The 21,505-nt window shown below is 63.7% G+C and carries 20 protein-coding genes, 1 tRNA gene and 2 rRNA genes; 9 read left to right on the top strand and 14 right to left on the bottom strand.

What is annotated here, in order from left to right; translation table 11 throughout:
* Positions 1-4: 4 nt before the first annotated feature.
* The 4 genes from yidC (at position 5) to SOM28_RS24100 (ending at position 4,429) form a co-directional block, all read left to right on the top strand.
* Entirely contained in the window at positions 5-1,687 is a 1,683-nt protein-coding gene (gene yidC / locus SOM28_RS24115; protein WP_320469690.1) for a membrane protein insertase YidC, read from the top strand.
* Positions 1,688-1,933: 246 nt separating this feature from the next.
* Positions 1,934-3,313, top strand: coding sequence for a tRNA uridine-5-carboxymethylaminomethyl(34) synthesis GTPase MnmE (gene mnmE / locus SOM28_RS24110; RefSeq protein ID WP_320469689.1), 1,380 nt, complete (start codon positions 1,934-1,936; stop codon positions 3,311-3,313).
* A 41-nt stretch (positions 3,314-3,354) separates the two neighbouring features.
* On the top strand, positions 3,355-3,936 hold the full coding sequence (locus tag SOM28_RS24105; protein WP_123068598.1) for a DUF1439 domain-containing protein: 582 nt from the start codon (positions 3,355-3,357) through the stop codon (positions 3,934-3,936).
* 361 nt (positions 3,937-4,297) lie between these two features.
* On the top strand, positions 4,298-4,429 hold the full coding sequence (locus tag SOM28_RS24100; RefSeq protein ID WP_267874118.1) for a hypothetical protein: 132 nt from the start codon (positions 4,298-4,300) through the stop codon (positions 4,427-4,429).
* Positions 4,430-4,432: 3 nt separating this feature from the next.
* Here the strand turns inward: SOM28_RS24100 and SOM28_RS24095 are convergent, their stop codons facing one another.
* Both SOM28_RS24095 and SOM28_RS24090 read right to left on the bottom strand, forming a co-directional pair.
* Complete coding sequence (locus SOM28_RS24095) at positions 4,433-5,002, bottom strand: Hpt domain-containing protein (RefSeq protein WP_320469688.1); 570 nt, start codon at positions 5,000-5,002, stop codon at positions 4,433-4,435.
* Between the two features lie 11 nt (positions 5,003-5,013).
* On the bottom strand, positions 5,014-5,979 hold the full coding sequence (locus SOM28_RS24090; RefSeq protein WP_320469687.1) for a CAP domain-containing protein: 966 nt from the start codon (positions 5,977-5,979) through the stop codon (positions 5,014-5,016).
* Between the two features lie 142 nt (positions 5,980-6,121).
* Here SOM28_RS24090 and pssA point away from each other — a divergent pair, with 142 nt between their 5' ends.
* Entirely contained in the window at positions 6,122-6,901 is a 780-nt protein-coding gene (gene pssA, locus SOM28_RS24085; RefSeq protein WP_123068601.1) for a CDP-diacylglycerol--serine O-phosphatidyltransferase, read from the top strand.
* A gap of 129 nt (positions 6,902-7,030) precedes the next feature.
* Here the strand turns inward: pssA and SOM28_RS24080 are convergent, their stop codons facing one another.
* The 11 genes from SOM28_RS24080 to SOM28_RS24030 all read right to left on the bottom strand — a co-directional run bounded on the left by SOM28_RS24080 (position 7,031) and on the right by SOM28_RS24030 (position 16,972).
* Positions 7,031-7,342 (bottom strand): metal-sensitive transcriptional regulator, encoded by a 312-nt coding sequence (locus tag SOM28_RS24080; RefSeq protein WP_123068602.1) that lies wholly within the window; start codon positions 7,340-7,342, stop codon positions 7,031-7,033.
* A gap of 1 nt (position 7,343) precedes the next feature.
* Positions 7,344-8,267: an aldo/keto reductase gene (locus tag SOM28_RS24075; protein WP_320469686.1), complete on the bottom strand. Its 924-nt coding sequence runs from the start codon at positions 8,265-8,267 to the stop codon at positions 7,344-7,346.
* A gap of 132 nt (positions 8,268-8,399) precedes the next feature.
* Positions 8,400-9,545 carry a D-alanyl-D-alanine carboxypeptidase family protein gene (locus SOM28_RS24070; RefSeq protein ID WP_123068604.1) on the bottom strand — a complete coding sequence of 382 codons (1,146 nt, stop codon included), beginning with the start codon at positions 9,543-9,545 and terminating at the stop codon, positions 8,400-8,402.
* Positions 9,546-9,653: 108 nt separating this feature from the next.
* The gene (locus tag SOM28_RS24065) at positions 9,654-10,283 is read right to left on the bottom strand and encodes an alpha/beta hydrolase (RefSeq protein ID WP_123068605.1); all 630 of its coding nucleotides are present in this window, start codon (positions 10,281-10,283) and stop codon (positions 9,654-9,656) included.
* Between the two features lie 16 nt (positions 10,284-10,299).
* Positions 10,300-10,635 (bottom strand): (2Fe-2S) ferredoxin domain-containing protein, encoded by a 336-nt coding sequence (locus SOM28_RS24060; RefSeq protein ID WP_320469685.1) that lies wholly within the window; start codon positions 10,633-10,635, stop codon positions 10,300-10,302.
* Positions 10,636-10,693: 58 nt separating this feature from the next.
* Positions 10,694-11,839 carry a VanZ family protein gene (locus SOM28_RS24055; RefSeq protein ID WP_320469684.1) on the bottom strand — a complete coding sequence of 382 codons (1,146 nt, stop codon included), beginning with the start codon at positions 11,837-11,839 and terminating at the stop codon, positions 10,694-10,696.
* Positions 11,836-12,402, bottom strand: coding sequence for an ABC-type transport auxiliary lipoprotein family protein (locus tag SOM28_RS24050; protein WP_320469683.1), 567 nt, complete (start codon positions 12,400-12,402; stop codon positions 11,836-11,838). The genes SOM28_RS24055 and SOM28_RS24050 overlap by 4 nt, the downstream gene beginning before the upstream one ends.
* 62 nt (positions 12,403-12,464) lie before the next feature.
* Positions 12,465-13,412 carry an MlaD family protein gene (locus tag SOM28_RS24045; protein WP_123068609.1) on the bottom strand — a complete coding sequence of 316 codons (948 nt, stop codon included), beginning with the start codon at positions 13,410-13,412 and terminating at the stop codon, positions 12,465-12,467.
* Between the two features lie 2 nt (positions 13,413-13,414).
* Positions 13,415-14,272, bottom strand: a complete 858-nt coding sequence (locus tag SOM28_RS24040; RefSeq protein ID WP_320469682.1) for an ABC transporter ATP-binding protein — start codon at positions 14,270-14,272, stop codon at positions 13,415-13,417.
* Positions 14,273-15,406, bottom strand: a complete 1,134-nt coding sequence (locus SOM28_RS24035) for an MlaE family ABC transporter permease (RefSeq protein WP_320469681.1) — start codon at positions 15,404-15,406, stop codon at positions 14,273-14,275.
* A 63-nt stretch (positions 15,407-15,469) separates the two neighbouring features.
* The gene (locus SOM28_RS24030) at positions 15,470-16,972 is read right to left on the bottom strand and encodes a B12-binding domain-containing radical SAM protein (RefSeq protein ID WP_320469680.1); all 1,503 of its coding nucleotides are present in this window, start codon (positions 16,970-16,972) and stop codon (positions 15,470-15,472) included.
* Positions 16,973-17,177: 205 nt separating this feature from the next.
* Between SOM28_RS24030 and rrf the strand changes: the two genes are divergently transcribed.
* A 5S ribosomal RNA gene (rrf, locus tag SOM28_RS24025) occupies positions 17,178-17,290 on the top strand.
* 88 nt (positions 17,291-17,378) lie between these two features.
* On the opposite strand, the gene SOM28_RS24020 is transcribed toward rrf, so the two are convergent.
* Complete coding sequence (locus tag SOM28_RS24020; protein WP_320469679.1) at positions 17,379-18,263, bottom strand: aldo/keto reductase family oxidoreductase; 885 nt, start codon at positions 18,261-18,263, stop codon at positions 17,379-17,381.
* A gap of 98 nt (positions 18,264-18,361) precedes the next feature.
* Between SOM28_RS24020 and SOM28_RS24015 the strand changes: the two genes are divergently transcribed.
* From SOM28_RS24015 to SOM28_RS24005, 3 genes are all read left to right on the top strand, one after another.
* Positions 18,362-19,276, top strand: coding sequence for a LysR family transcriptional regulator (locus SOM28_RS24015; protein WP_320469678.1), 915 nt, complete (start codon positions 18,362-18,364; stop codon positions 19,274-19,276).
* A 304-nt stretch (positions 19,277-19,580) separates the two neighbouring features.
* Positions 19,581-21,115 (top strand): 16S ribosomal RNA (locus SOM28_RS24010).
* A gap of 89 nt (positions 21,116-21,204) precedes the next feature.
* A tRNA-Ala gene (locus tag SOM28_RS24005) sits at positions 21,205-21,281 on the top strand.
* Positions 21,282-21,505 lie beyond the last annotated feature (224 nt).

Here is a 21,505-nt window from a genome sequence, read left to right as displayed (position 1 = left end):
TCCAATGGAATTCAATAAACGTACTGTCCTGTGGATCGTGTTCGCCATCTCTCTGATTGTTCTCTGGAACAATTGGATGGTGGCTAACGGCAAGCAGTCGCTGTTCTCGGCGCAACCACCAGCGCAAGTCGCGCAGCAGACCAAGCCGACGGATGTTCCAGCCGCGGCGCAGCCGGGCAGCGCCGCCGTGCCGGGCGCTCCGGCCGCCGCCGCTACCGCGGTGCCGGGTGCTCCCGCTGCCCCTGCAGCGCCAGCCAGCCAGATCGTCACCGTCACCACCGACGTGGTGAAAGTCGACATCGACTCGGTCGGCGGCGTCATCAAGCGCCTCGAACTGCTGCACTATCCGGATCACTTCGACAAGACCAAGAACCAGGTCCTGTTCAATGTGAACGGCCCGAACGTCTACCTGGGCCAGACCGGCCTGATCGGCACCAGCGCCGCCGGCGTGCTGCCGAACCACACCACGCCGTTCACCGTCAAGTCGGCGCAGACCACGCTGGGCGGCAACAACCAGGCGCAGGTCGTGCTGGAAGCCGAGCAGGGTGGCGTGCGCCTGACCAAGACGCTGACCTTCCGCAAGGGCGACTACCTGGTCGGCGTGCGTCATGACGTCACCAACATCAGCGCCGCGCCGGTCCAGCCATCGATCTACCTGCAGCTGCAGCACGACGGCAACAAGCCGGCGACCGATTCCTGGTTCATGCCGAGCTACACCGGCCCGACCCTGTACACCGACGCCGACAAGTACCAGAAGCTGACCTTCGAGGAAATCGAAAAAGGCAAGGCGGACCACTCGACCAAGGCCGACAACGGCTGGGTCGCGATCTCGCAGCACTTCTTCGTCTCGGCCTTCATCCCGGCCGACAAGACGCCGCGCGACATCTTCACCAAGAAGATCGCCAACAACCTGTACGCGATCGGCACCGTGCAGTCGCTGGGCACCGTGGCGCCTGGCGCGACCGTGTCGAACGACACCCGCCTGTATTCGGGTCCGCAGGACGAGCAGATCCTGGAAACCATCACTCCGGGCCTGGAGCTGGTGAAGGACTACGGCATGCTGACCGTGATCGCCAAGCCGATCTTCTGGGTGATGACCCAGCTGCACTCGATGCTGGGTAACTGGGGCTGGACCATCGTCGCCCTGACCATCCTGATCAAGCTGGCCTTCTTCCCGCTGTCGGCGGCCGGCTACCGCAGCATGGCCAAGATGCGCGTCGTGACGCCGAAGATGCAGGCGATCCGCGAACGCTACAAGAGCGATCCGGCCAAGATGCAGCAGGCCACCATGGAGCTGTACAAGACCGAGAAGATCAACCCGCTGGGCGGCTGCCTGCCGATCCTGGTGCAGATGCCGGTGTTCTTCGCCCTTTACTGGGTGCTGCAGGCATCGGTCGAGATGCGCGGCGCGCCATGGATCCTGTGGATCCAGGATCTGACCCAGCCTGACCCGTTCTACATCCTGCCGGTGATCTACGCGGTGTCGATGTTCATCACGACCAAGCTCAATCCGCAGCCGACCGATCCGGTGCAGGCCAAGATGATGCTGTTCATGCCGATCGCGTTCTCGGTGGTGTTCTTCTTCTTCCCGTCCGGCCTGGTGCTGTACTGGGTGGTCAACAACATCCTGTCGATCGCCCAGCAGTGGGTTATCACCCGCAAGTTCGAGACCGCCGCGGCGAAGTAAGCTGCGTGGTTCTTCGCAAAAGCCCGCGCCTTGTGCGCGGGTTTTTTGTTTGTGGTCGATGTAGCCGTTGTGGTTTGCACGGGACTTGGGTTCCCGCCTTCGCGGGAACGACGTGCGTCGGGAGCGGGCCAAGGCATCTGCCATAGTCCGCTACCGCGAAACCGTCGTTCCCGCGAAGGCGGGAACCTAAGGTTCCCCGCATACCCGCCGCACCCGCATCCACCTCGCATCCCTTACAATCCCCCCATGAAACTCGACACATCCCCCATCGCCGCCATCGCCACCGCCCCGGGCCGCGGCGGCATCGGCGTCGTGCGCGCCTCCGGCAAATCGCTGGCCTTCCTGGTCGACGCCCTGTTCCCCGGCGTGACCCTGGCGCCGCGCCACGCTACCTACATCCCGTTCAAGGCCGCCAATGGCGACATCCTCGACGAGGGTCTGGCCCTGTACTTCAGGGGACCGCATTCGTATACCGGCGAGGACGTGCTAGAACTGCAGGGCCATGGCGGCCCGGTGGTGCTGCAGATGCTCCTGGCCCGGGTGCTGGAAGCCGGCGCGGCGTCCGGCCTGCGCCTGGCCGAACCGGGCGAGTTCACGCGCCGCGCTTTTCTGAACGATAAACTCGACCTGGCCCAGGCCGAGGCGGTGGCCGACCTGATCGACGCCTCTACCGAAGCCGCCGCCAAGTCGGCGTCGCAATCGCTGTCGGGCGCCTTCTCGCAAGTGGTGCACACCCTGGTCGACGGCACGATCAATCTGCGCATGCTGGTCGAGGCCACGCTCGACTTCCCGGAAGAAGAAATCGACTTCCTGGAAAAATCGAACGCGCGCGGCCAGCTGGCCGGCATCATCGAATCGCTGGAAAACGTGTTCCGCCAGGCGGCGCAGGGCGCGCTGCTGCGCGAAGGGCTGAACGTGGTGCTGGTCGGGCAGCCCAACGTTGGCAAGTCCTCACTGCTGAACGCGCTGGCCGGGGCCGAAGTGGCGATCGTCACGCCGATCGCCGGCACCACGCGCGACAAGGTGAGCGAGACGATCCAGATCGAGGGCATCCCGCTCAACATCATCGACACCGCGGGCATCCGCGCGGTGAGCGAAGAGATCGACGTGGTCGAGCGCATCGGCATCGAGCGCACCTGGGGCGAGGTCGGCAAGGCCGACGTGATCCTGCACCTGCTGGACGCGAATCTCGGCCCGAGCGCCGCCGACGAGGCCATCGTCGCGGCCTTCCCTCCGAACGTGCCGGTGGTGCGCATCTGGAACAAGATCGACCTGTCGGGCCACAAGCCGTCGAAGGACGAGAGTTCGGACGCTGTTCACTTGTACCTGTCGGCGTACGAAAAGCTCGGCATCGACCTGCTGCGCGCCGAACTGCTGCGCATCGCCGGCTGGCAGCAGACCGGCGAATCGCTGTACCTGGCGCGCGAGCGTCACCTGATCGCGCTGCGCGCCGCGCGCGAACATCTGGAGCTGGCGCGCCAGCACGCGATGCAGGACGACCAGTCGCTCGACCTGTTCGCCGAGGAACTGCGCCTGGCGCAGGATCGGCTCTCAAGCATTACAGGTCAATTTACGCCGGACGATTTGCTGGGGGTGATCTTCAGCCGCTTCTGTATCGGCAAGTAACCGTCAATGAGCCATGGGCGGGCTCGTGCTAGGCTTTGAATATGGATAAATACACGCCACCTTATTCCTCCACGCCGATGCGGCGCACGGTCGTCAGGCTGGCCGCCATCGCGGTCGGCGCTGGCCTGCTGGCCTCCTGCTCCAGCCTGATCGGCCCGCGCCAGGTCGAGCTCCCCCTGCACAAGCTGCAGGCCGGCCTGGACAAGCGCTTCCCCGTCAACGAGCGCCTGCTGGAACTGTTCGACGTCCAGCTCACCCGTCCGCAACTGGCGATCCAGCCGGAAGACGACCGGGTCGCGCTGGCCGTCGAGGCCTCGGTCGCGCCGCCGTTCGCGCGCGCCTGGACCGGCAATATCGCGTTCTCGGGACGCCTGTACGTCGATCCGGGTCGCGCCGCCGTCATGATGGCTGAGCCGCGCATCGATCGCCTGCAGCTCGGTAATCCCGAAGCCGAGCGTCACCTGACCCGCGTCGCCAACGGCCTGATCGACACCGTCGCACGCGACATGCCGGTCTACACCTTCGAGCAAAAAGACCTGCGCTATGCGGGTGTGCAATTCGTCCCTACGCGAATCCAGACCACGCGCACCGGCCTGGTCGTGACGCTCGAGCCGGCGAAATAAGCAGTGTGCGCAAGCATGCATGCCGATAGTTGGCATTACACTACGATTTTTGGCGGTGCATTGGGGCTCGTGCAGCCGAAACGTTGCACGCATGTCAAATCGGTCCCCGGGAGCGGGGCAGGGGATTGCACCCGCCTGGCATTGGGCGCACACTGATACGCAACGAAAGTCGTGATGGGTTCGCCTGTCGCGGTCCGGCTTGCGCTTTCTCATGCGCACGGAGTTCCGCTGAAGTAATCTTTCTCTGACTAAAGGCTGCCGTATCAGGGGGTGGATCTTGGAAACGACACACGAGAGTCTTCCGGACAGTGGGCTGCCCGCTGAGCCGCCGGTGGCCGTCTCAGTTGCCTCCACAGGCAGCATGCCGACCCGCGCCAGTCTTCCGGCCAAGGGCTCGTGCTGGTACTGCGAAAAGCCGCTCGACAGCGTGCGGCGCTTTTGCGGCAAGCCCTGCGCCGACTCCTTCGACGAAGAAGCCGAGTTCACGCGCTGAGGGCTAGCGCCGGCCGGCCTGCTCCAGCAGCGCCAGCGCGTTCTCGAAATCGAAGCGCCTGAGCGCCGCGTCGAACGCCGCCACCTTCTCGCTTCCCATGCTTGCCAGCAGGCGCGGACGCAGCTGCGTGGCCAGGTCCGGCGCGCGGCCGTCGCCGAGGTCGAGCATGTCGCGCAGGCGCGCCAGGTCGTCGCAGGCGGCCGGCGAGCTTGCCGGCGCCGGCGCCGGTGTCGGCGCATCAGGCGCGGCCAGCAGCGCGTCGACTTCCGCCAGCACCCGCGCCAGTTCCTCGTCCAGCGCCGCGATCAACGCCAGCGGCGCCGCGTCGCCGGCCTTCATCGCCAGTTCGACCTCCAGCGCCAGCTCGCGCAGCTGGTTCGCCTCGATCATCCCGGCCGCGCCCTTGAGCGTGTGGGCGATGCGGTGGGCCAGCACGGCGTCGCCGGCATCCAGCGCCGCATGCAGGCGCGCCGCGAGGTCGCGGTAGTCGCCGGCGAAGCGTCCCAGCACGCGCAGGAACAGCGCGCGGTCATCCATCACCCTTTCCAGGCCGGCCGCGAAGTCGATGGCCACCGCTGCGCCGCTCACCGCGTCGTGAACGACCAGGCGCGCGTAACCGCCGCGCCATTGACCGTACCGGTGAAATTGACCTCATAGGTCGTGGCCGCGCGCAGCGGAGCCACGGGGATGATGGAGGCCGCCGTTGCCTGCCCGAGCGGATCGACGCGCAGCACTTGCAGGTTGGCGCCGCCGCGCGGGCGCACCGTGAAGCTGCCGACCGCCAGCGTCGAATCGAGGTTGGTGTGCACGCTGATCGGATATCCCACCTCGTTGCGGTCCGGGACCGGGTCGGGTTCCTCGGTATCGCTGAAGAAGTTGGGCGCGACCCCGGTCTGGCCGTTGAAGGGCCAGCTGACGATCGTGCCGCGCGCGATGCCGGGGCCATAGCCGTTGCGGCTGGCGAAATCGGCGGTGAAATAGTGGTAGCCGCGGCTGGCGCTGGCGGCGCCGGTGCCGAGCTCGCGGAACATCGGCTCGAAGATCACGAAGCGGTGATAGATCGCCGTGATCAGTTCTTCGGTCATGAAGACGCCCGAGCCGTTGTTGCTGCCGGAGATCACTTCGCCATAGGCGAAACCGCGCGTCCGGTCCAGCGTGTAGCCAGCCGCGTTCAGGCGGTCGCCCAAGGTGGCGCCGGTGAAGCCCTGGCGGCCCGGCTCCTGATCGTGGCTCATCAGGTTGTTGATGCGCAGGTATTCGGAGTGTCCGAGCGCTGCATTGTCGATCTGCGCGTTCTGGGTGACCGTCGGCACGCCGGCCTGGGCGCGCCGGTAATTGATCCAGTTGCGGCCATCGAGGGCGATATTGCCGGTTAGGGCGGGGGCATCCACCGCCGGGGCGGGTGCGGGTGCAGCGGGGCTTGGCGCGGCCGCCATGCCGCCACCGGCCTGGGGCGTCGGACTGCTGCTCCCGCCGCCGCCGCATGCACTCATGGCCAGGGCAGCGCCCAGGATCGCGGCGATCGACCGCCAGCGTGGCGTATAGCTCATCTTGCAACTCCTGTCAATACATAAGCGTGGGGCATCATTCTAGGCCAAAAACGACGATCGTGACCGCCGCTGCAACCATCGCGCAACACCCTTACAGGGGTCCCTGTAGAATAAGCCAACATTTCCCTTGTCGAGTCGACCATTGAAGCTATCTAACCAGCAACGCCTCGCGCGCGCCAAGTTCGCCCTGCCCAGTTCCGTGACGCTGCTGTCGATCGCCTGCGGTTTCGCCAGCATCGTGATCTCGGTCGACAACGCACGCGTCGGCGACCCGGACGACTTCCGCCTGGCCGCGATCCTGCTGGTGCTGGCCGGCGTGTTCGATGCGCTCGACGGTTTCGTGGCGCGCGCCACCAATACCCAGTCCAGCTTCGGCGTGCAGCTCGACTCGATCGCCGACGTGATGAATTTCGGCTGCGCCCCCGGCCTGCTGCTGTACTGCTACGGCTTCACCCAGCTGGGCGACGTGCACCCGACCCTGGAGCGCATGGGCGGCCTGGCCTGCTTCGTGTTCGTCACCTGCGGTGCGTTGCGCCTGGCGCGCTTCAACATCAGCCATGGCCGCACCGACCCGCGCTACTTCGTCGGCATGCCGATCACCGCCGGCGCGGCCTGCGTGGCCTCGGTGGTGGTGGCCTGGCCCGATCCCGTCGTTTCCCTGGCGCCGGCCTTCATGGTGTGTGCGCTGATGGTCTGCGTCGGCGCGCTGATGGTCTCGACCATCCGCTTCCCCAGCTCCAAGCACCCGAAAGGCAAGGTCATGCTGGCGCTGGTGGGCGTGTGTCTGGTGTTGTTGGCGCTGTTGCAGGAGCGCTTCTTCGTGCTGTTCTTCCTGCTCTATGTGTGCGTGACCCTGCTGCTCAACATCGGCTGGAAGCTGGGCTGGCGCGGCGTCGCGCCGCCGAAGGTGTTCGAGGACTGACGCAGCGCCGTCGTTCCCGCGGAGGCGGGAACCCAAGTGTGCGTGCAGGAGCAGCTACGTTTGATGCTGCCAGTGTGCAAATGACTTAGGTTCCCGCCTCCGCGGGAACGACGTTTTTACGCCCGTTGTTCAAGCGAACTTGTCCAGCATCGCCGCCAGGTGGGCGGCGCGGGCGCGCGCGTCTTCGAGGTCGGTGGCGTCGCCGGTCTGGGTCAGGATGGATGAAGTCAGCAATTGCACGAAGGAGCGGTCGAGCGCCTTGCGCGCCGCCGCCATCTGCTGCGCCACCGCGTCGCAATCCGACGGCGAGTCGGCCAGCGCGATCAGTTTCTGCACGCCTCGCAGCTGGCCCTCGATCCGGGCCAGCCGGTTCAGCAAGTCCTTTTTTTGCTGCGCGCTGAGGGCCTTGCCCTCGACGATCCGAAGCGGGCCCTCGACCATCTCAGGCCACCTCGTGTCCGCGCGCGGCGCGCAGGATGCGGAACCAGTCCTCGCGTTCGAGCTCGAAGCTGGCGCCCACCACCGCCTCGCGGATCGCCGCGATGCGTCCGCTGCCGGTGAGCGGGATCGGCCGGCAGGGCAGACGCATGATCCACGCGAACACCACGCTGCAGAACGGCTTGTCCATGCGCTCGGCCACGTCCTGGATGGCCTGGCGCAGCGCGGCGCCGTGTTCATCCTGCGCGCCGAACAGGCGGCCGCCGCCCAGCGGCGACCAGATCATCGGCGCGACGCCCAGGTCTTGCAGGCCGTCGAAGGTCTCGTCGAACATCGGCGCGGTGTGCAGCGGAGAGAACTCGACCTGGTTGGTGGCCAGCGGTATGCGGCGATTCAGTGACTCGAACTGGTGGCGCGTGAAGTTCGACACGCCGAAGTGCAGGACCTTGCCGTCCTGCTTCAGGCGCGTGAAGGCGGCGGCGATCTCGTCGAATTCCATCAGCGGATCGGGACGGTGGATCAGCAGCAGGTCGAGGCGGTCGGTGCCCAGCTTGCGCAGCGACTCCTCGGCCGAGCGCATGATGTGGCTGGCGCTGGTGTCGTAATGCTGGATGGTGTGGCCGGGATGCTTGTCCGATAAAAGCTTGATGCCGCATTTGCTGACCAGTTCCATGCGCTCGCGCAGCGACGGTTGCGCGCGCAGGGCTTCGCCGAACAGCTCCTCGACGCCGTAGTTGCCGTAGATGTCGGCGTGGTCGAAGGTCGTCACGCCCAGCGCCAGGCACTGTTCGATGAACTCGACGCGCGCCGCCACCGGCATGTCCCATTCGACCATGCGCCACATGCCGGCCACGATGCGCGACAGTTCGAGGCCGCCCTCGCGCGTCGGAATGCGGGGGAAGAGGAGTTCGGCGGGCGCTTGCGGCATCGGAGTTCTTTCGTGATGACTGGATAGCATGATTATAGCGGGCCGAAGCCTGCCCCGCGTCAGCCGCCGCGCATGAAAAAAGCCCGTCCGGCGTGACGCGCGGACGGGCTTTCTGGGATCAAGCGCGGGAGATTACTGCATCCAGAGACGCATCGAATCCCAGGCGCGTCCAAAAATGCTCGCTTCCTGCACTTCTTCCAGCGCCACCACCGGCAGCACCAGCAGCGGCTTGCCGTCGACGGTCATCTTGAGGGTGCCGACCTGGCCGTTCAGCGCCAGCGGCGCGACCAGCGGATCGCGGCGCTCCAGCACCGGCTTGAGCTTGCCCGCCACGCCTTTCGGCACGGTCACCAGGATGTCGCGCGTGAAGCCGATCTTGACGGTCGATTGCGCGCCCTTCCAGATCGATGGGGTCTGGATCGCCTGGCCTTTCGAGTACAGCTTGACGGTGTCGAAGTTCTGGAAGCCCCAGTTCAGGAGCTTCTGGCTTTCCTGCGTGCGCACGTCGGTCGAGCTGGTGCCCAGCACCACCGAGATCAGGCGGCGTTCGCCGGTGCTGCCGTTCGGACGGCGCGCCGAGGTGATCATGCTGTAGCCCGAGGAGTTGGTATGGCCGGTCTTCATGCCGTCCACGGTCGGGTCCAGCCACAGCAGGCGGTTGCGATTCTGCTGGGTGATCTTGTTATAGGTGAACTGCTTGATCGAGTCGATCTTGTACAGCTCCGGGAAGTCGCGGATCACGTGGGCGGCCAGTTGCGCCAGGTCGGCCGCGGTCGAGTAGTTGTTCGCGTCCGGCAGGCCGTGCGGGTTGGCGAAACGGGTGCCCTTGAGGCCCATGCGCTGCGCTTCGCGGTTCATCAGGGTGACGAAGGTAGCTTCGTCGCCCGCCACTGCTTCGGCGATGGCCACGGCAGCGTCGTTACCCGACTGGATCATCAGGCCATGCAGCAGGTCGTCGATCGAGACCGGCACGCGCGGATCGATGAACATCTTCGAGCTGCTGGAGTCGACCTTCCAGGCACGCTCGGACACGTTCACCATCTGGTTCAGGCTGATGCGCTTGTCGCGGATCGCGACAAAGGCGACGTAGGCCGTCATGACCTTGGTCAGCGATGCCGGTTCGATGCGCATATTCTGTTCTTGCGAGGCGATGACCTGGCCGCTCGTCGCGTCGAGCAGCAACCACGATTTGGCGGCGATGGCGGGCGCGGGCACGGTTTGCGCACTGGCCGAGACCATCACCAGGCTGGCGGCGAAGGCCGCTAACAGTTTTTTCATGGGGAGAATTTCGTCATTAAAAAGGTAGGGCGGTGTTAAAGCGCAAGGCAATGTCCCGAAGGAAGCATTGCCTCAAGAGAAGGGAATTATTATAGGGGACTGTGACGACTAAATGTCACGCCGCCACAGTTGAATCACGAGATTTTTAATGTGGCCGAGCTTGCGATGGAAGAAGTGGTCGGCGCCTGTAATGACGGTGACAGGCAGGTCGAGCGGTCGCGCCCAGTCGAAAACTTCCTTCAGGGTAATAGTGTCGTCCAGTTCGCCGTGAATCAGGATGGTGTCTTGCGGCACTTCCGGCATCGGCCATTTGCCGGCCGCCGTGCCCACCAGCACCAGGCGCTCGGCCGGCCGCCCCTCGGCCGCCAGGCGCAGCGCGAATTGCGCCTGCACGAAGGTGCCGAACGAGAAACCGGTCAGCGTGATCGGCAGGTCCGGGTATTGTTCGCGCATGTGCGCATACATCACGGCCATGTCGTCGACCTCGCCCCGGCCTTCGTCATGCACGCCTTCGGATTCGCCCACGCCGCGGAAATTGAAGCGCGCTGCCGCATAGCCGAGCGTCACGAAGGTGCGCGCCAGGGTCTGGGCAACCTTGTTTTCCATGGTGCCGCCATACAGCGGATGCGGGTGCGCCACCAGGGCGACGCCACGCGGCGCGCCGTCAGGCAGGTCGAGCAGGCATTGCATCTTGCCAGCGGGGCCGTCGAGTTCGAATTTGTGCGAATGGATGTTCATAGAGCGTCTTGTCGGATCAGATCTTGAGGCGGTCGACGACCTTGCCGCCGACCAGGTGGGTGTCGATGATGTCGTCGATGTCATCGGTGTCGACGTAGGTGTACCAGGTGCCTTCAGGATAAACCACGAGCACCGGGCCTTCCTCGCAGCGGTCGAGGCAGCCGGACTGGTTGATGCGCACCTTGCCCTGGCCGCTCAGGTCCAGTTCCTTGATGCGTTTCTTGGCATGCTTCTGGGCTTTTTCGGAACCGCACTTGCCGCAGCTCGGGCGCGCGTCCTTGCCCTCGCGGATGTTCATGCAGAAAAATACATGATGCTTGTAAAACTGCTCGTCATTCACTTGATCGTTCATGTCGTTCTCATTGGAAAGAGTGGCATGGCGTCGCGCCAAAGCGCCATCATACAAGCTCTTATTGCCGATTGAGTTTATGCGAGGGCAGCAGCAAGAACCATAGGGCAACGAAGGGCCAGGCCAGCGCCAGGCCCTGGGCCGCGCCATTGAAGTTGAGGAACCTGCCTTGCACCCAGCCCTGCAGGGTGGACGAGAAATACGGGTTCACCGGGATCGTATTGACCACCACCAGCGCCAGGATCAGGGTCACGACCGCCAGCCGGCGCTGCGCCACTTGCGGCGCGAACACCAGGCCGGACAGCATGATCAGGCCGATCAGGAAGCCGCCTTCGGCGCCCGGCGTGACCCAGACGAAGGCGTTATCGGGCCTGAACAGCAGGGAGCTGGAGAACGCTTTCACCACGAGCGCGCTCGCCAGCAGGGCCAGCATGAGCCAGAAGCGCGGGGCGCCGCGGCGCACCAGGCACATCAGGGTGAGGGCGGCGCCGGTCATGCCGCAGGCGGTGATGATGGTCTCCGACAGCCAGTATTGTTCCACGCTCATGGTATCGCCGCCGGGCCGCAGCAGGCCCACCAGGTCGATCTCGGTGTCGAACCAGGACGACATCCAGCCGGACAGGATCGGCAGCACCTGGCCGTGGCCGAACAGATAGCTCTGCGGGTAGATCTGGGCCAGCGGCCACATGGCCACCAGCACCAGGCCCTGGCTGGCGTGCGGCGCGAACCAGCGCTGGCGCAGCTTGAACAGGCGGCTGCGGTCGAGCAGGCCCGGGGCCCACAGCGCGCCGAGGATGGCGCCGATGAAGCAGCCGCCGGCGTTGGTGACGAAGTCGAGGTTCGACGGCACGCGGCTGGGCAGGTAGGTCTGCACGGCTTCCATCGTGCCGGTGGTGAGCAGACCGGCGAGCGTGGCCAGCAGCACCGCCCACACGCCGCGCACGCGCGGATACATCGACAGCACCAGCAGCATGCCGAACGGGATGTAGCCGGCGATGTTGACGCCGGCGTCGAAGCCGGTCCAGTAGCGCTGCTTGACCAGGTTCAGGAAGGCCAGCGGCGAGATGCCGCTGTCGCGCCAGCCGGTGAACGGGAACCAGCTGGCGTAGACGATCAGGAGCAGATAGGCCAGCAGCGCGGCGCGCACGATGGGCGAGCCGCGCGAGCGGCCGGCGGCGACGTCGGCAGGGACTTCCGCTTCGGTCATTTGCCTTGGGTGTCCAGCGACGCCAGCCAGGCCAGGAGGTCGGCCGCCACCTGGTCGGTGCCGGTGGCCAGCGCCGCCACGCCGCCGGCGGCGTCCTGGCTCGGCGCGGGCGCATTGCGGTGGAAGCTGCGCTGGTCGACCAGGCGGTGTTCCTGGAACACCGAGGCGCGCAGCATGATCTGGCCTTCACTCTGGCCGGCGCTGGCAAAGGCGTGCACGAAATCGTCGATCTCGATGCGCAGGATCGGCACGCCGGTGGCGGCGTCGGTGGCCGACAGCACCTTCATGCCCGACTGCGCCAGGCGCGCCTTGATGCGCTGGGTGACCAGGCTGACCGGGGTCGCGCTCCAGCGGCTGTTGGCGTAGGTGCGGGCCTGCTGGGCATCGGCGTAGTTCAGGCGGTAGAACATGCGCTCGGTATCGAGGGTGGCCGGGCCGGTGACGTCCATCACCACGATGGCGGCAGGCTTTGGTGCAGCCGCCGCCTGCATGGCAGGCGCCACGGGGCCGAAGTCGAAAATCGTATTCGACGTGCGTTCCTTGCTGGCGCAGCCGGCCAACATCAGGGAACAAGCGATAGCGACGGCAGCGGAAAAGCGAAGGGGTTGAAGATTCACTGTGGTCCTCATTTGGTCGGTGGCGCGTAGCCCGGCTCGCCGGGGCCGGGCGCGTCGCCCGGGGTGCCGAACAGGATGCTCTGCGGGCGATCGGAGAACGAGTTGGCGGTGCGCCGCACCGCGCGCAGCGAAGCGCGCGCCTCGTCGGTCATCTGCACCACGTGCGGCAGGGTCTCCAGTTCCAGGTGGCTGGTGGCGGCGCCGAGCGCACCGATGGTGGTGTTCAGGCGCTCGATCGGGCCGTCCGGCGCCTGCAGGCGGGTCGCCAGCTGGTCGTAGTTGCGGGTCATCGAGTTGGCGCTGTTGGCCAGGTTCTGGATCGAATCCATGCTGTCGTTGGCTTTGGCGACCATCCCGGGCAACTGGTTCAGCACCGGATCGAGGCGCTGCGGAATGGCGGCGTAGGCCTCGGCGGCGCGGTCGACGCTCTCGAAGGCGCCGACCATCTTGGCGCGGTTGTCGTCGCTCAGCAGCTCGTCTAGGCTGGCGGTCACTTTCTCTGCCTTCTCGAGGATCGCAAGGCCGCGGTCTTCCAGCTGGTCGAGCAGGCCTGGACGCAGCGGGATGCGGGCGATGCGATCACTGCCGGTCGCCATGCGCGGCGAACCGGTGCGCTCGTCGTCGAGCTGGATGAAGGCGATCCCGGTCACGCCCTGGTAGCCGAGGGTGGCGAAGGTGGTGCTGGTAATCGGCGAGGCGGCATCGACCGACAGGCGGATCAGGATCTGGCCGGTGACGCGCGGGTCGAAGATGATCTCGTCGACGCGGCCAATCTCCAGCCCGCGGTAGCGCACCGTAGCTTGCGGGTTCAGGCCGGGGATCGACTGGGTGGTGACGATCTCGTAGGGCACCAGTTCGGTCTTGTCGCGGTTGAACCAGAGGCCGATCAGGACGGTCGCCACCAGCAGCGCGATCGTGAAGATGCCGGTCATCAGGGCATGTGACCTGTTTTCCATAACTATCGATTCTCCGATTCATGCTGGGCGTGGCGCTCGTCGAGCACTTCGAGCGCCCGCTGGCCGCGCGGGCCCAGGAAAAAGTGTGTAATGAAGGGATGCTCGACCTGCAGCACGTCGCACGACGGTCCCACCGCCAGCACGTGCTTCTCGGCCAGCACCGCGATGCGCGAGGACAGCGCGAACAGGGTGTCCAGGTCGTGCGTGACCATCACCACCGTGAGCTTGAGCTCGCGGTGCAGGGTCTGGATCAGGGTGACGAAGGCGTCCGACAGGTCGGGGTCGAGCCCGGCCGTCGGCTCGTCCAGGAACAGCAGCTGCGGTTCGAGGGCCAGCGCGCGCGCCAGCGCGGCGCGCTTGACCATCCCGCCCGACAGGTCGGACGGCATCTTGTTGGCGTGCTCGGGGCCCAGGCCCACCATATTCATCTTGAGCAGCACCGCGTCGCGGATCACGTCCTCGGGCAGGGAGCGCAATTCGCGCATCGGCAGCGCGATGTTGTCGAACACGCTCAGCGCCGAGTACAGCGCGCCCTGCTGGAACAGCATGCCCCAGTGGTTGCGCATGCGCTGCAGCTGTTCGGGCGAGGCCGCGCTGATGTCCTCGCCGAACACGTGCACGCTGCCCTGCGATGGCCGCTCGAGGCCCAGCATCTGGCGCAGCAGCACGGTCTTGCCGGTGCCCGAGCCGCCGACGATGGTGAGGATTTCGCCGCTGTAGATCTCGAGGTTCAGGTCCTGGTGCACCACGGTGCGGCCGAATTTGGTCCACAGCTTGCGGATCTGGACCACCGGCGCGCCGACTTCTTCGTCGGGGCGCAGGTTCAGCTCTTGCTTGCGGGGTTGTTTGGAATCCGGCATCTAGAAACCCGTCCCGCTGAAGATGATGGCGTACACCGCGTCGGCCAGGATCACTACCGTGATCGCGGTGACCACCGAGGTGGTGGTGCCGCGGCCCAGGCTCTCGGTGTTAGGCTTGATGCGCAGGCCGTAATGGCAGGCGATCAGGGCGATCAGCACGCCGAAGGTCGCGCCTTTGAGCAGGCCGATGGTGTAGTTCACGAACGGCACCGCGTCCGGCAGCTTTTGCAGGAAGTAGCGGAACGACATGCCCATCTCGATCTTGGCCGAGACCATGCCGCCCAGCAGGGCCATGGCGTCGGTCCAGACGACCAGCAGCGGCATCGAGATCGCCAGCGCGATCACCTTGGGCATGATCAGGCGGTAGCCGTGCGAGACGCCCATCACCAGCATGGCGTCGAGTTCTTCGGTCACCCGCATCACGCCCAGTTGGGCGGTGATCGAAGAACCGGAGCGGCCGGCGACCAGGATCGCGGCCAGCAGCGGGCCCAGTTCGCGGATCACCGCCATGCCGAGGATGTTGACCAGGTAGGCGTCGCCGCCGAACATGCGCAGCTGCTGTGACGACAGGTAGGACAGCACGATCCCGATCAGGAAGCCGACGACGGCCGTGATGCCCAGCGCCTGGAAGCCGGAATGATAGATATTGGCCGAGATTTCGCGCCACGGCCCGCTTTGCGGACGGCGCAGGAAACGGCCCAGGTCCTGGATCACGATGCCGATCAGGCCAATGAAGCTGCGCAGGTGCTCGAAGAAATTCAAGATGCCGGCGCCCAGCTTGATTACCCAGTCGAAGGGACTGGTGCGGTGGCGCGGCAGCTTGATGTGGCTGGCCTCTTCGATGCGCTTGAACAGGTCTTCCTGGCGCGGGTCGAGCTTGAGGCGCTTGGGACGCTCCTTGTTCCAGGTGTTCCAGAACATCTGGGCGCCGATGTGGTCGAGGCTTTCGATGCCCGACAGGTCCCATTCGCAGGCGCCCTTGTCCTTCAGGCCGGCCAGCTGGCGCGTGATGCCCTTGAGGACGCCGCGCTGCGACAGGCCGTGGACTTGCCAGACCCCCTCGGCAATGACGGATTGGCCGGCACCCTGGCCGGACTGTTGAATGGTTAATGTTGGCGCATTTTCAATCCGCATTGCGCCAGTGTAAAAGAGAATCGTTACTGTTGCCAGCCACGATCCTCTTGCGTGCTTGCCCCATCAGGCAGCCAGATGGCGGACCTGGCGCGCCGGGGCCACCGCTTTCGGCGCATCCGACGGCTGCTTCACGGGGCGTGCCGGGGCGTCGACCTTGCCGGCATAGTCGCTGGCCAGCAGCGCCGCCGCCTCACCGGCATCCATGCCGCGTACCTGCAGCCACTGGGCCACCAGCTTGGCCAGGCGGTCCAGCGCGATGCGGTGGGTGGCGTCGGTATGGGCATAGATCCAGTCCGAGAAGGCCATGAAATTGTCGAACGGGGTCTCGCCCAGCAGCACCGGGGTGGTGTTGGCGAAGCGGCCCGAGTTGGCCACCAGGTCCCAGTAGCGGGCAAAACGCACCAGGCGCTGCATGGTGGCGAAGTCGATCTTGTTCGTCGCCAGCACGGTATAGGGCGGGTAGGGATCGTAAACCATGCCGAATTCCTGGGTATGGCGGATGATCGGCGTGCCGCGCAGGCGCTTGAGGATGCCGAACTGGATCTCTTCGGCGCCCAGGCTCACCAGGTGGTCGAAGCCGCGCGCGAAGCTGGCCATGTCCTCGCCCGGCAAGCCGGCGATCAGGTCCACGTGCAGGTGGGCGGTGGAGTGCTGGGTCAGCCAGCGGATGTTCTCGGCCGCTTTTTCATTGTTCTGGCGGCGGCTGACCAGGGATTGCACCTCGGGATTGAAGCTCTGGATGCCGATCTCGAACTGCAGCGCGCCGGCCGGGAACTTGGCGATCGTTTCCTTCAGCGCTTCCGGCAGGTGGTCGGGCACCAGCTCGAAGTGGGCGTAGACCGGGTCGTTTGGCGCCGCCTCGATCTTATCGAGGAAGAACTGCATGATGCGCAGGCTGGTCTTGACGTTCAGGTTGAAGGTGCGGTCGACGAACTTGAACAGGCGCGCGCCTTTCTGATACATCGTCTCCATCTCGGCCAGGAAGGTATCCAGGGGGAAGGGCCAGGCCGTCTTGTCCAGCGAGGACAGGCAGAATTCGCACTTGAACGGGCAGCCGCGCGAGGCTTCCACATATAAGGTGCGGTGGGCGATGTCCTCCTCACTATATAGAGAGTAGGGCAGGGCGATGTCTTCCATCGGCGGCTGCACGCCCGCATGCACCTTCATGATTGGCTTGGGGCCGTCCAGGATCTCGCGGCACAGCTTGGGGAAGGTGACGTCGCCCCAGCCGGTGACGACGTAGTCGGCCAGCTTGACGATTTCCTGCTCGCCTGTCTCGTGCGAGACTTCCGGGCCGCCCAGGATGATGGTCAGATGCGGCGCCACGCGCTTGAGCATGGCCACCAGGCGGGTGGTCTCTTCCACGTTCCAGATATAGACGCCGAAACCGACGATGCGCGGCGCGTGCGCCAGGATGCGCTCGACCAGGTCGGTGGTCTTGGCGCCGATGACGAATTCCTGGATCTTCGTCTGCTCTTGCAACGGGCCCATATTGGCCAGCAGGTAGCGCAGGCCGAGCGAGGCGTGCGTGTAGCGGGCGTTGAGGGTCGAGAGCAGGATGGTCATGGCGGGGAGCAGGAGGGCGGCGGCGGAAAGGCGGTATTTTACTGTGATTACAAGCACTTGCCTTTATATAGAAGCGTCTCCCCCATGTGTTTTTGTGGCGTGGCGGCCAATAACGCTGGCGCTTGGCAGGATTGCTTGTTAGAATGCTCGCCGGAATTCAGGAAGCCTGTTGCCCAGTAGAGGAACAGTTTTCCAGCAAGTTATGCCTGATGACCATAGCAAGTCGGTACCACCCCTTCCCATCCCGAACAGGACCGTGAAACGACATTGCGACGATGATAGTGCTGCAACCAGTGTGAAAGTAGTTTATCGTCAGGCTATTCAATAGAGAGAAAGCCCACCAGATGTCTGGTGGGCTTTTTGTTTTCTGGCCTTGTTTCTGGTCTTGCCTAGCGCCAGGGCCTTACTACGCCGATGCTGCGGGAGTGGCGATCGCTTCCAGTCGCGCCAGGACATCCGCCGACAGCACCATCTGGGCCGCCGCCAGGTTTTCGCGCAGGTGGAGGAGCGAGGAGGTGCCCGGGATCAGGAGGATGTTCCGCGAACGCTGCAGCAGCCAGGCAATCGCCACCTGCATGGGCGTTGCGCCGAGCTGCGCCGCGACGGCCGACAGGGCATCCGACTGCAGGGGCGAGAAGCCGCCGAGCGGGAAAAACGGCACGTAGGCGACGCCTTCGGCAGCCAGCGCATCGATGAGCGGGTCGTCATGGCGGTGCGCCAGGTTGTACATATTCTGGACGCAAGCGATCGGCACGATCCGCTGTGCCTCCCTGACTTGCTGGATCGAGACGTTGCTCAGGCCGATGTGGCGGATCAGGCCGCGCTGGCGCAGCCCGGCCAGGGCCTCGAGCTGGGCTGCAAGCGAACCTTCAGCCGGCTTGAATGGATCGAACATGGCGCGCAGGTTAACTACGTCCAGTGTTTCCAGGCCCAGGTTGCGCAGGTTGTCGTGCACGGCTAGTTCGAGTTCCTGCGCCGAGAAGGCGGGCAGCCAGCTGGCGTCATCGCCGCGGCGTGCGCCGACCTTGGTAACGATCACCAGGTCGTCGCGGTAGGGATGGAGTGCTTCGCGGATCAGCTGGTTGGTGATGTGCGGGCCGTAGTAATCCGAGGTGTCGATGTGGTTGACGCCGAGTTCCACGGCTTCGCGCAGCACCGCCCGCGCGGCATCGGCGTCCTTCGGCGGACCGTAGACATGCGGCCCGGCCAGTTGCATGGCGCCATAGCCGAGGCGGCGGACTGTTCGGTTGCCGAGTGTGTAGGTGCCGGCTTGATCGATCGTGGTGGACATGGCGTCACTCCTTGTTGGGTTGGTGCGATCAAGATAAGCCGCGGCGATCTGTGTGACAATCGGGTGAAATCCACACGGGCTGTGCGAAAAAACGAACAATGAAAATCGAACTAGGGGATTTATCCGCTTTTGTCGCCGTTGCACGCGCTGGCGGCTTCCGGGAGGCGGCACGCGCGACCGATGGCAGCGCTTCCGGATTAAGCGAAGCGGTCCGGCGCCTTGAAGCTCGCTTGGGCGTGCGCCTGCTGAACCGGACGACGCGCAGTGTGGTTCCGACCGAAGCAGGCAGCAGTCTGCTGGCGCGCCTGGATCCGGTGTGGAGCGAAATCGACAGCGCCCTGGATGTGGTCAATGGTTTTCGCGATACGCCGACCGGTACCTTGCGCCTGAATGTCTCGATGAGTGCGGCGCGCCTGGTGCTGCCTTCGATTGTGCCGGCGTTTCTTACAAAGTATCCTGAGATCCGCCTGGAGGTGGTGGCCGAGGAGAGCTTCGTCGACGTGCTCGCGGCAGGTTGCGACGCCGGCATCCGCTACGAGGAGCGGCTGGAGCAGGACATGATTGCTGTGCCGATCGGTCCCCGCACCCAGCGCATGGCGGCCGCAGCGTCTCCCGCGTGGCTGGGCCGCCATGGAATGCCCGGGCATCCACGCGAGCTGGCGCCCGGCGCATGCATCCGGGCGCGCTTTGCCAGTGGCGCGATGATCGATTGGGTGTTCGAGCGGGGCGGCGAGACGGTGACCATCGAGCCGAGCGGGCAGTTGCTGGTGCAGGTGGGCGGGGCGCTGGACCTGGCGATCGACTCCGCCGTGCAGGGATTGGGGGTGATCTATTTGTTCGAGGATTGGTTGAAGCCATATGTCGAGCGTGGGGAGCTGGAGCCGGTGCTGCGGTCATGGTGGCCGCAGTTCTCCGGCCCTTATCTGTACTACTCCGGCCGTAGGCTGGTGCCGGCGCCGCTGCGGGCCTTCATCGACTTCATCCGTAACGACGCGGTTTCGTCACAAAACTGAAAAATAAGGTGTTGACGAAGCTCAGCAGGACGAGCATAATCTCATTCCTCTGCTGCTGACGAACAAAACGATTCGAAGCAAACGGCAGAGATGCAGCACCGAATAAAGTTCTTTAAAAATTAACAGTCGATAAGTGTGGGCGTTTGATGAAGGTGCCAGGAACTTCGGTTCTTGATTACTTAAATTATCAAATGTTCACAAAAAAGAAATACGTTGTCTCAGCAATGAGATAACGGTCAGTATTTTGAGTGAGCGACCCCTGCAGCAATGCAGGGTGACTCGAAAGAGTCAACAAACAGAGATTGAACTGAAGAGTTTGATCCTGGCTCAGATTGAACGCTGGCGGCATGCTTTACACATGCAAGTCGAACGGTAACAGGGAGCTTGCTCCGCTGACGAGTGGCGAACGGGTGAGTAATATATCGGAACGTACCCAAGAGTGGGGGATAACGTAGCGAAAGTTACGCTAATACCGCATACGATCCAAGGATGAAAGCAGGGGATCTTCGGACCTTGTGCTCCTGGAGCGGCCGATATCTGATTAGCTAGTTGGTGAGGTAAAGGCTCACCAAGGCGACGATCAGTAGCTGGTCTGAGAGGACGACCAGCCACACTGGAACTGAGACACGGTCCAGACTCCTACGGGAGGCAGCAGTGGGGAATTTTGGACAATGGGCGCAAGCCTGATCCAGCAATGCCGCGTGAGTGAAGAAGGCCTTCGGGTTGTAAAGCTCTTTTGTCAGGGAAGAAACGGTGGGGGCTAATATCCTTCGCTAATGACGGTACCTGAAGAATAAGCACCGGCTAACTACGTGCCAGCAGCCGCGGTAATACGTAGGGTGCAAGCGTTAATCGGAATTACTGGGCGTAAAGCGTGCGCAGGCGGTTTTGTAAGTCTGTCGTGAAATCCCCGGGCTCAACCTGGGAATTGCGATGGAGACTGCAAGGCTAGAATCTGGCAGAGGGGGGTAGAATTCCACGTGTAGCAGTGAAATGCGTAGAGATGTGGAGGAACACCGATGGCGAAGGCAGCCCCCTGGGTCAAGATTGACGCTCATGCACGAAAGCGTGGGGAGCAAACAGGATTAGATACCCTGGTAGTCCACGCCCTAAACGATGTCTACTAGTTGTCGGGTTTTAATTAACTTGGTAACGCAGCTAACGCGTGAAGTAGACCGCCTGGGGAGTACGGTCGCAAGATTAAAACTCAAAGGAATTGACGGGGACCCGCACAAGCGGTGGATGATGTGGATTAATTCGATGCAACGCGAAAAACCTTACCTACCCTTGACATGTACGGAAGCCACGAGAGATCGAGGTGTGCTCGAAAGAGAGCCGTAACACAGGTGCTGCATGGCTGTCGTCAGCTCGTGTCGTGAGATGTTGGGTTAAGTCCCGCAACGAGCGCAACCCTTGTCATTAGTTGCTACATTCAGTTGAGCACTCTAATGAGACTGCCGGTGACAAACCGGAGGAAGGTGGGGATGACGTCAAGTCCTCATGGCCCTTATGGGTAGGGCTTCACACGTCATACAATGGTACATACAGAGGGCCGCCAACCCGCGAGGGGGAGCTAATCCCAGAAAGTGTATCGTAGTCCGGATCGCAGTCTGCAACTCGACTGCGTGAAGTTGGAATCGCTAGTAATCGCGGATCAGCATGTCGCGGTGAATACGTTCCCGGGTCTTGTACACACCGCCCGTCACACCATGGGAGCGGGTTTTACCAGAAGTAGGTAGCTTAACCGCAAGGAGGGCGCTTACCACGGTAGGATTCGTGACTGGGGTGAAGTCGTAACAAGGTAGCCGTATCGGAAGGTGCGGCTGGATCACCTCCTTTCTAGAGTAGCACCGGAGTCAGCCTTAAAACTGAACTCATCATCAAGCGTCCACGCTTATCGACTGTTGAATGTAAAGAACAGTTTTATCGGGGCTGTAGCTCAGCTGGTTAGAGCACCTGCTTTGCAAGCAGGGGGTCGTCGGTTCGATCCCGTCATCCTCCACCAAAAAAGTTCAAACGTAAGTCGTCAGTAAATAACTGATGAGATTTAGGTTTGGTCTTTTCGAGATCACTGTTTTTTCGTTCTTTAACAATCTGGAAGAAGTAAAGTTTTTTTAAGCGTGTGCGAAAGCACACACTTAGGGTAGTAGTAATTTGTATCAAGCAAACATAGTTGTACTCTTGAATCCTGTGACGATCTCTGTAACTCATGCAGAGGCCAACGTTATA

Source organism: Massilia sp. CFBP9026 (assembly GCF_034045165.1).
Lineage (GTDB): Bacteria > Pseudomonadota > Gammaproteobacteria > Burkholderiales > Burkholderiaceae_D > Telluria > Telluria arenae.
The sequence above is the reverse complement of the archived record's forward strand: the minus strand, read 5'-3'. Positions and strand labels throughout refer to the sequence as shown.

What these genes read in the sequence shown, in the direction of transcription:
- yidC (WP_320469690.1), top strand. Translation starts at nt 5, where the DNA reads ATGGAATTCAATAAACGTACTGTCCTGTGGATCGTGTTCGCCATCTCT.
- mnmE (WP_320469689.1), top strand. Translation starts at nt 1,934, where the DNA reads ATGAAACTCGACACATCCCCCATCGCCGCCATCGCCACCGCCCCGGGC.
- SOM28_RS24105 (WP_123068598.1), top strand. Translation starts at nt 3,355, where the DNA reads ATGGATAAATACACGCCACCTTATTCCTCCACGCCGATGCGGCGCACG.
- SOM28_RS24100 (WP_267874118.1), top strand. Translation starts at nt 4,298, where the DNA reads ATGCCGACCCGCGCCAGTCTTCCGGCCAAGGGCTCGTGCTGGTACTGC.
- SOM28_RS24090 (WP_320469687.1), bottom strand. Translation starts at nt 5,979, where the DNA reads ATGAGCTATACGCCACGCTGGCGGTCGATCGCCGCGATCCTGGGCGCT.
- SOM28_RS24080 (WP_123068602.1), bottom strand. Translation starts at nt 7,342, where the DNA reads ATGGTCGAGGGCCCGCTTCGGATCGTCGAGGGCAAGGCCCTCAGCGCG.
- SOM28_RS24075 (WP_320469686.1), bottom strand. Translation starts at nt 8,267, where the DNA reads ATGCCGCAAGCGCCCGCCGAACTCCTCTTCCCCCGCATTCCGACGCGC.
- SOM28_RS24070 (WP_123068604.1), bottom strand. Translation starts at nt 9,545, where the DNA reads ATGAAAAAACTGTTAGCGGCCTTCGCCGCCAGCCTGGTGATGGTCTCG.
- SOM28_RS24065 (WP_123068605.1), bottom strand. Translation starts at nt 10,283, where the DNA reads ATGAACATCCATTCGCACAAATTCGAACTCGACGGCCCCGCTGGCAAG.
- SOM28_RS24060 (WP_320469685.1), bottom strand. Translation starts at nt 10,635, where the DNA reads ATGAACGATCAAGTGAATGACGAGCAGTTTTACAAGCATCATGTATTT.
- SOM28_RS24055 (WP_320469684.1), bottom strand. Translation starts at nt 11,839, where the DNA reads ATGACCGAAGCGGAAGTCCCTGCCGACGTCGCCGCCGGCCGCTCGCGC.
- SOM28_RS24050 (WP_320469683.1), bottom strand. Translation starts at nt 12,402, where the DNA reads ATGTTGGCCGGCTGCGCCAGCAAGGAACGCACGTCGAATACGATTTTC.
- SOM28_RS24045 (WP_123068609.1), bottom strand. Translation starts at nt 13,412, where the DNA reads ATGGAAAACAGGTCACATGCCCTGATGACCGGCATCTTCACGATCGCG.
- SOM28_RS24040 (WP_320469682.1), bottom strand. Translation starts at nt 14,272, where the DNA reads ATGCCGGATTCCAAACAACCCCGCAAGCAAGAGCTGAACCTGCGCCCC.
- SOM28_RS24035 (WP_320469681.1), bottom strand. Translation starts at nt 15,406, where the DNA reads ATGCGGATTGAAAATGCGCCAACATTAACCATTCAACAGTCCGGCCAG.
- SOM28_RS24030 (WP_320469680.1), bottom strand. Translation starts at nt 16,972, where the DNA reads ATGACCATCCTGCTCTCGACCCTCAACGCCCGCTACACGCACGCCTCG.
- SOM28_RS24020 (WP_320469679.1), bottom strand. Translation starts at nt 18,263, where the DNA reads ATGTCCACCACGATCGATCAAGCCGGCACCTACACACTCGGCAACCGA.
- SOM28_RS24015 (WP_320469678.1), top strand. Translation starts at nt 18,362, where the DNA reads ATGAAAATCGAACTAGGGGATTTATCCGCTTTTGTCGCCGTTGCACGC.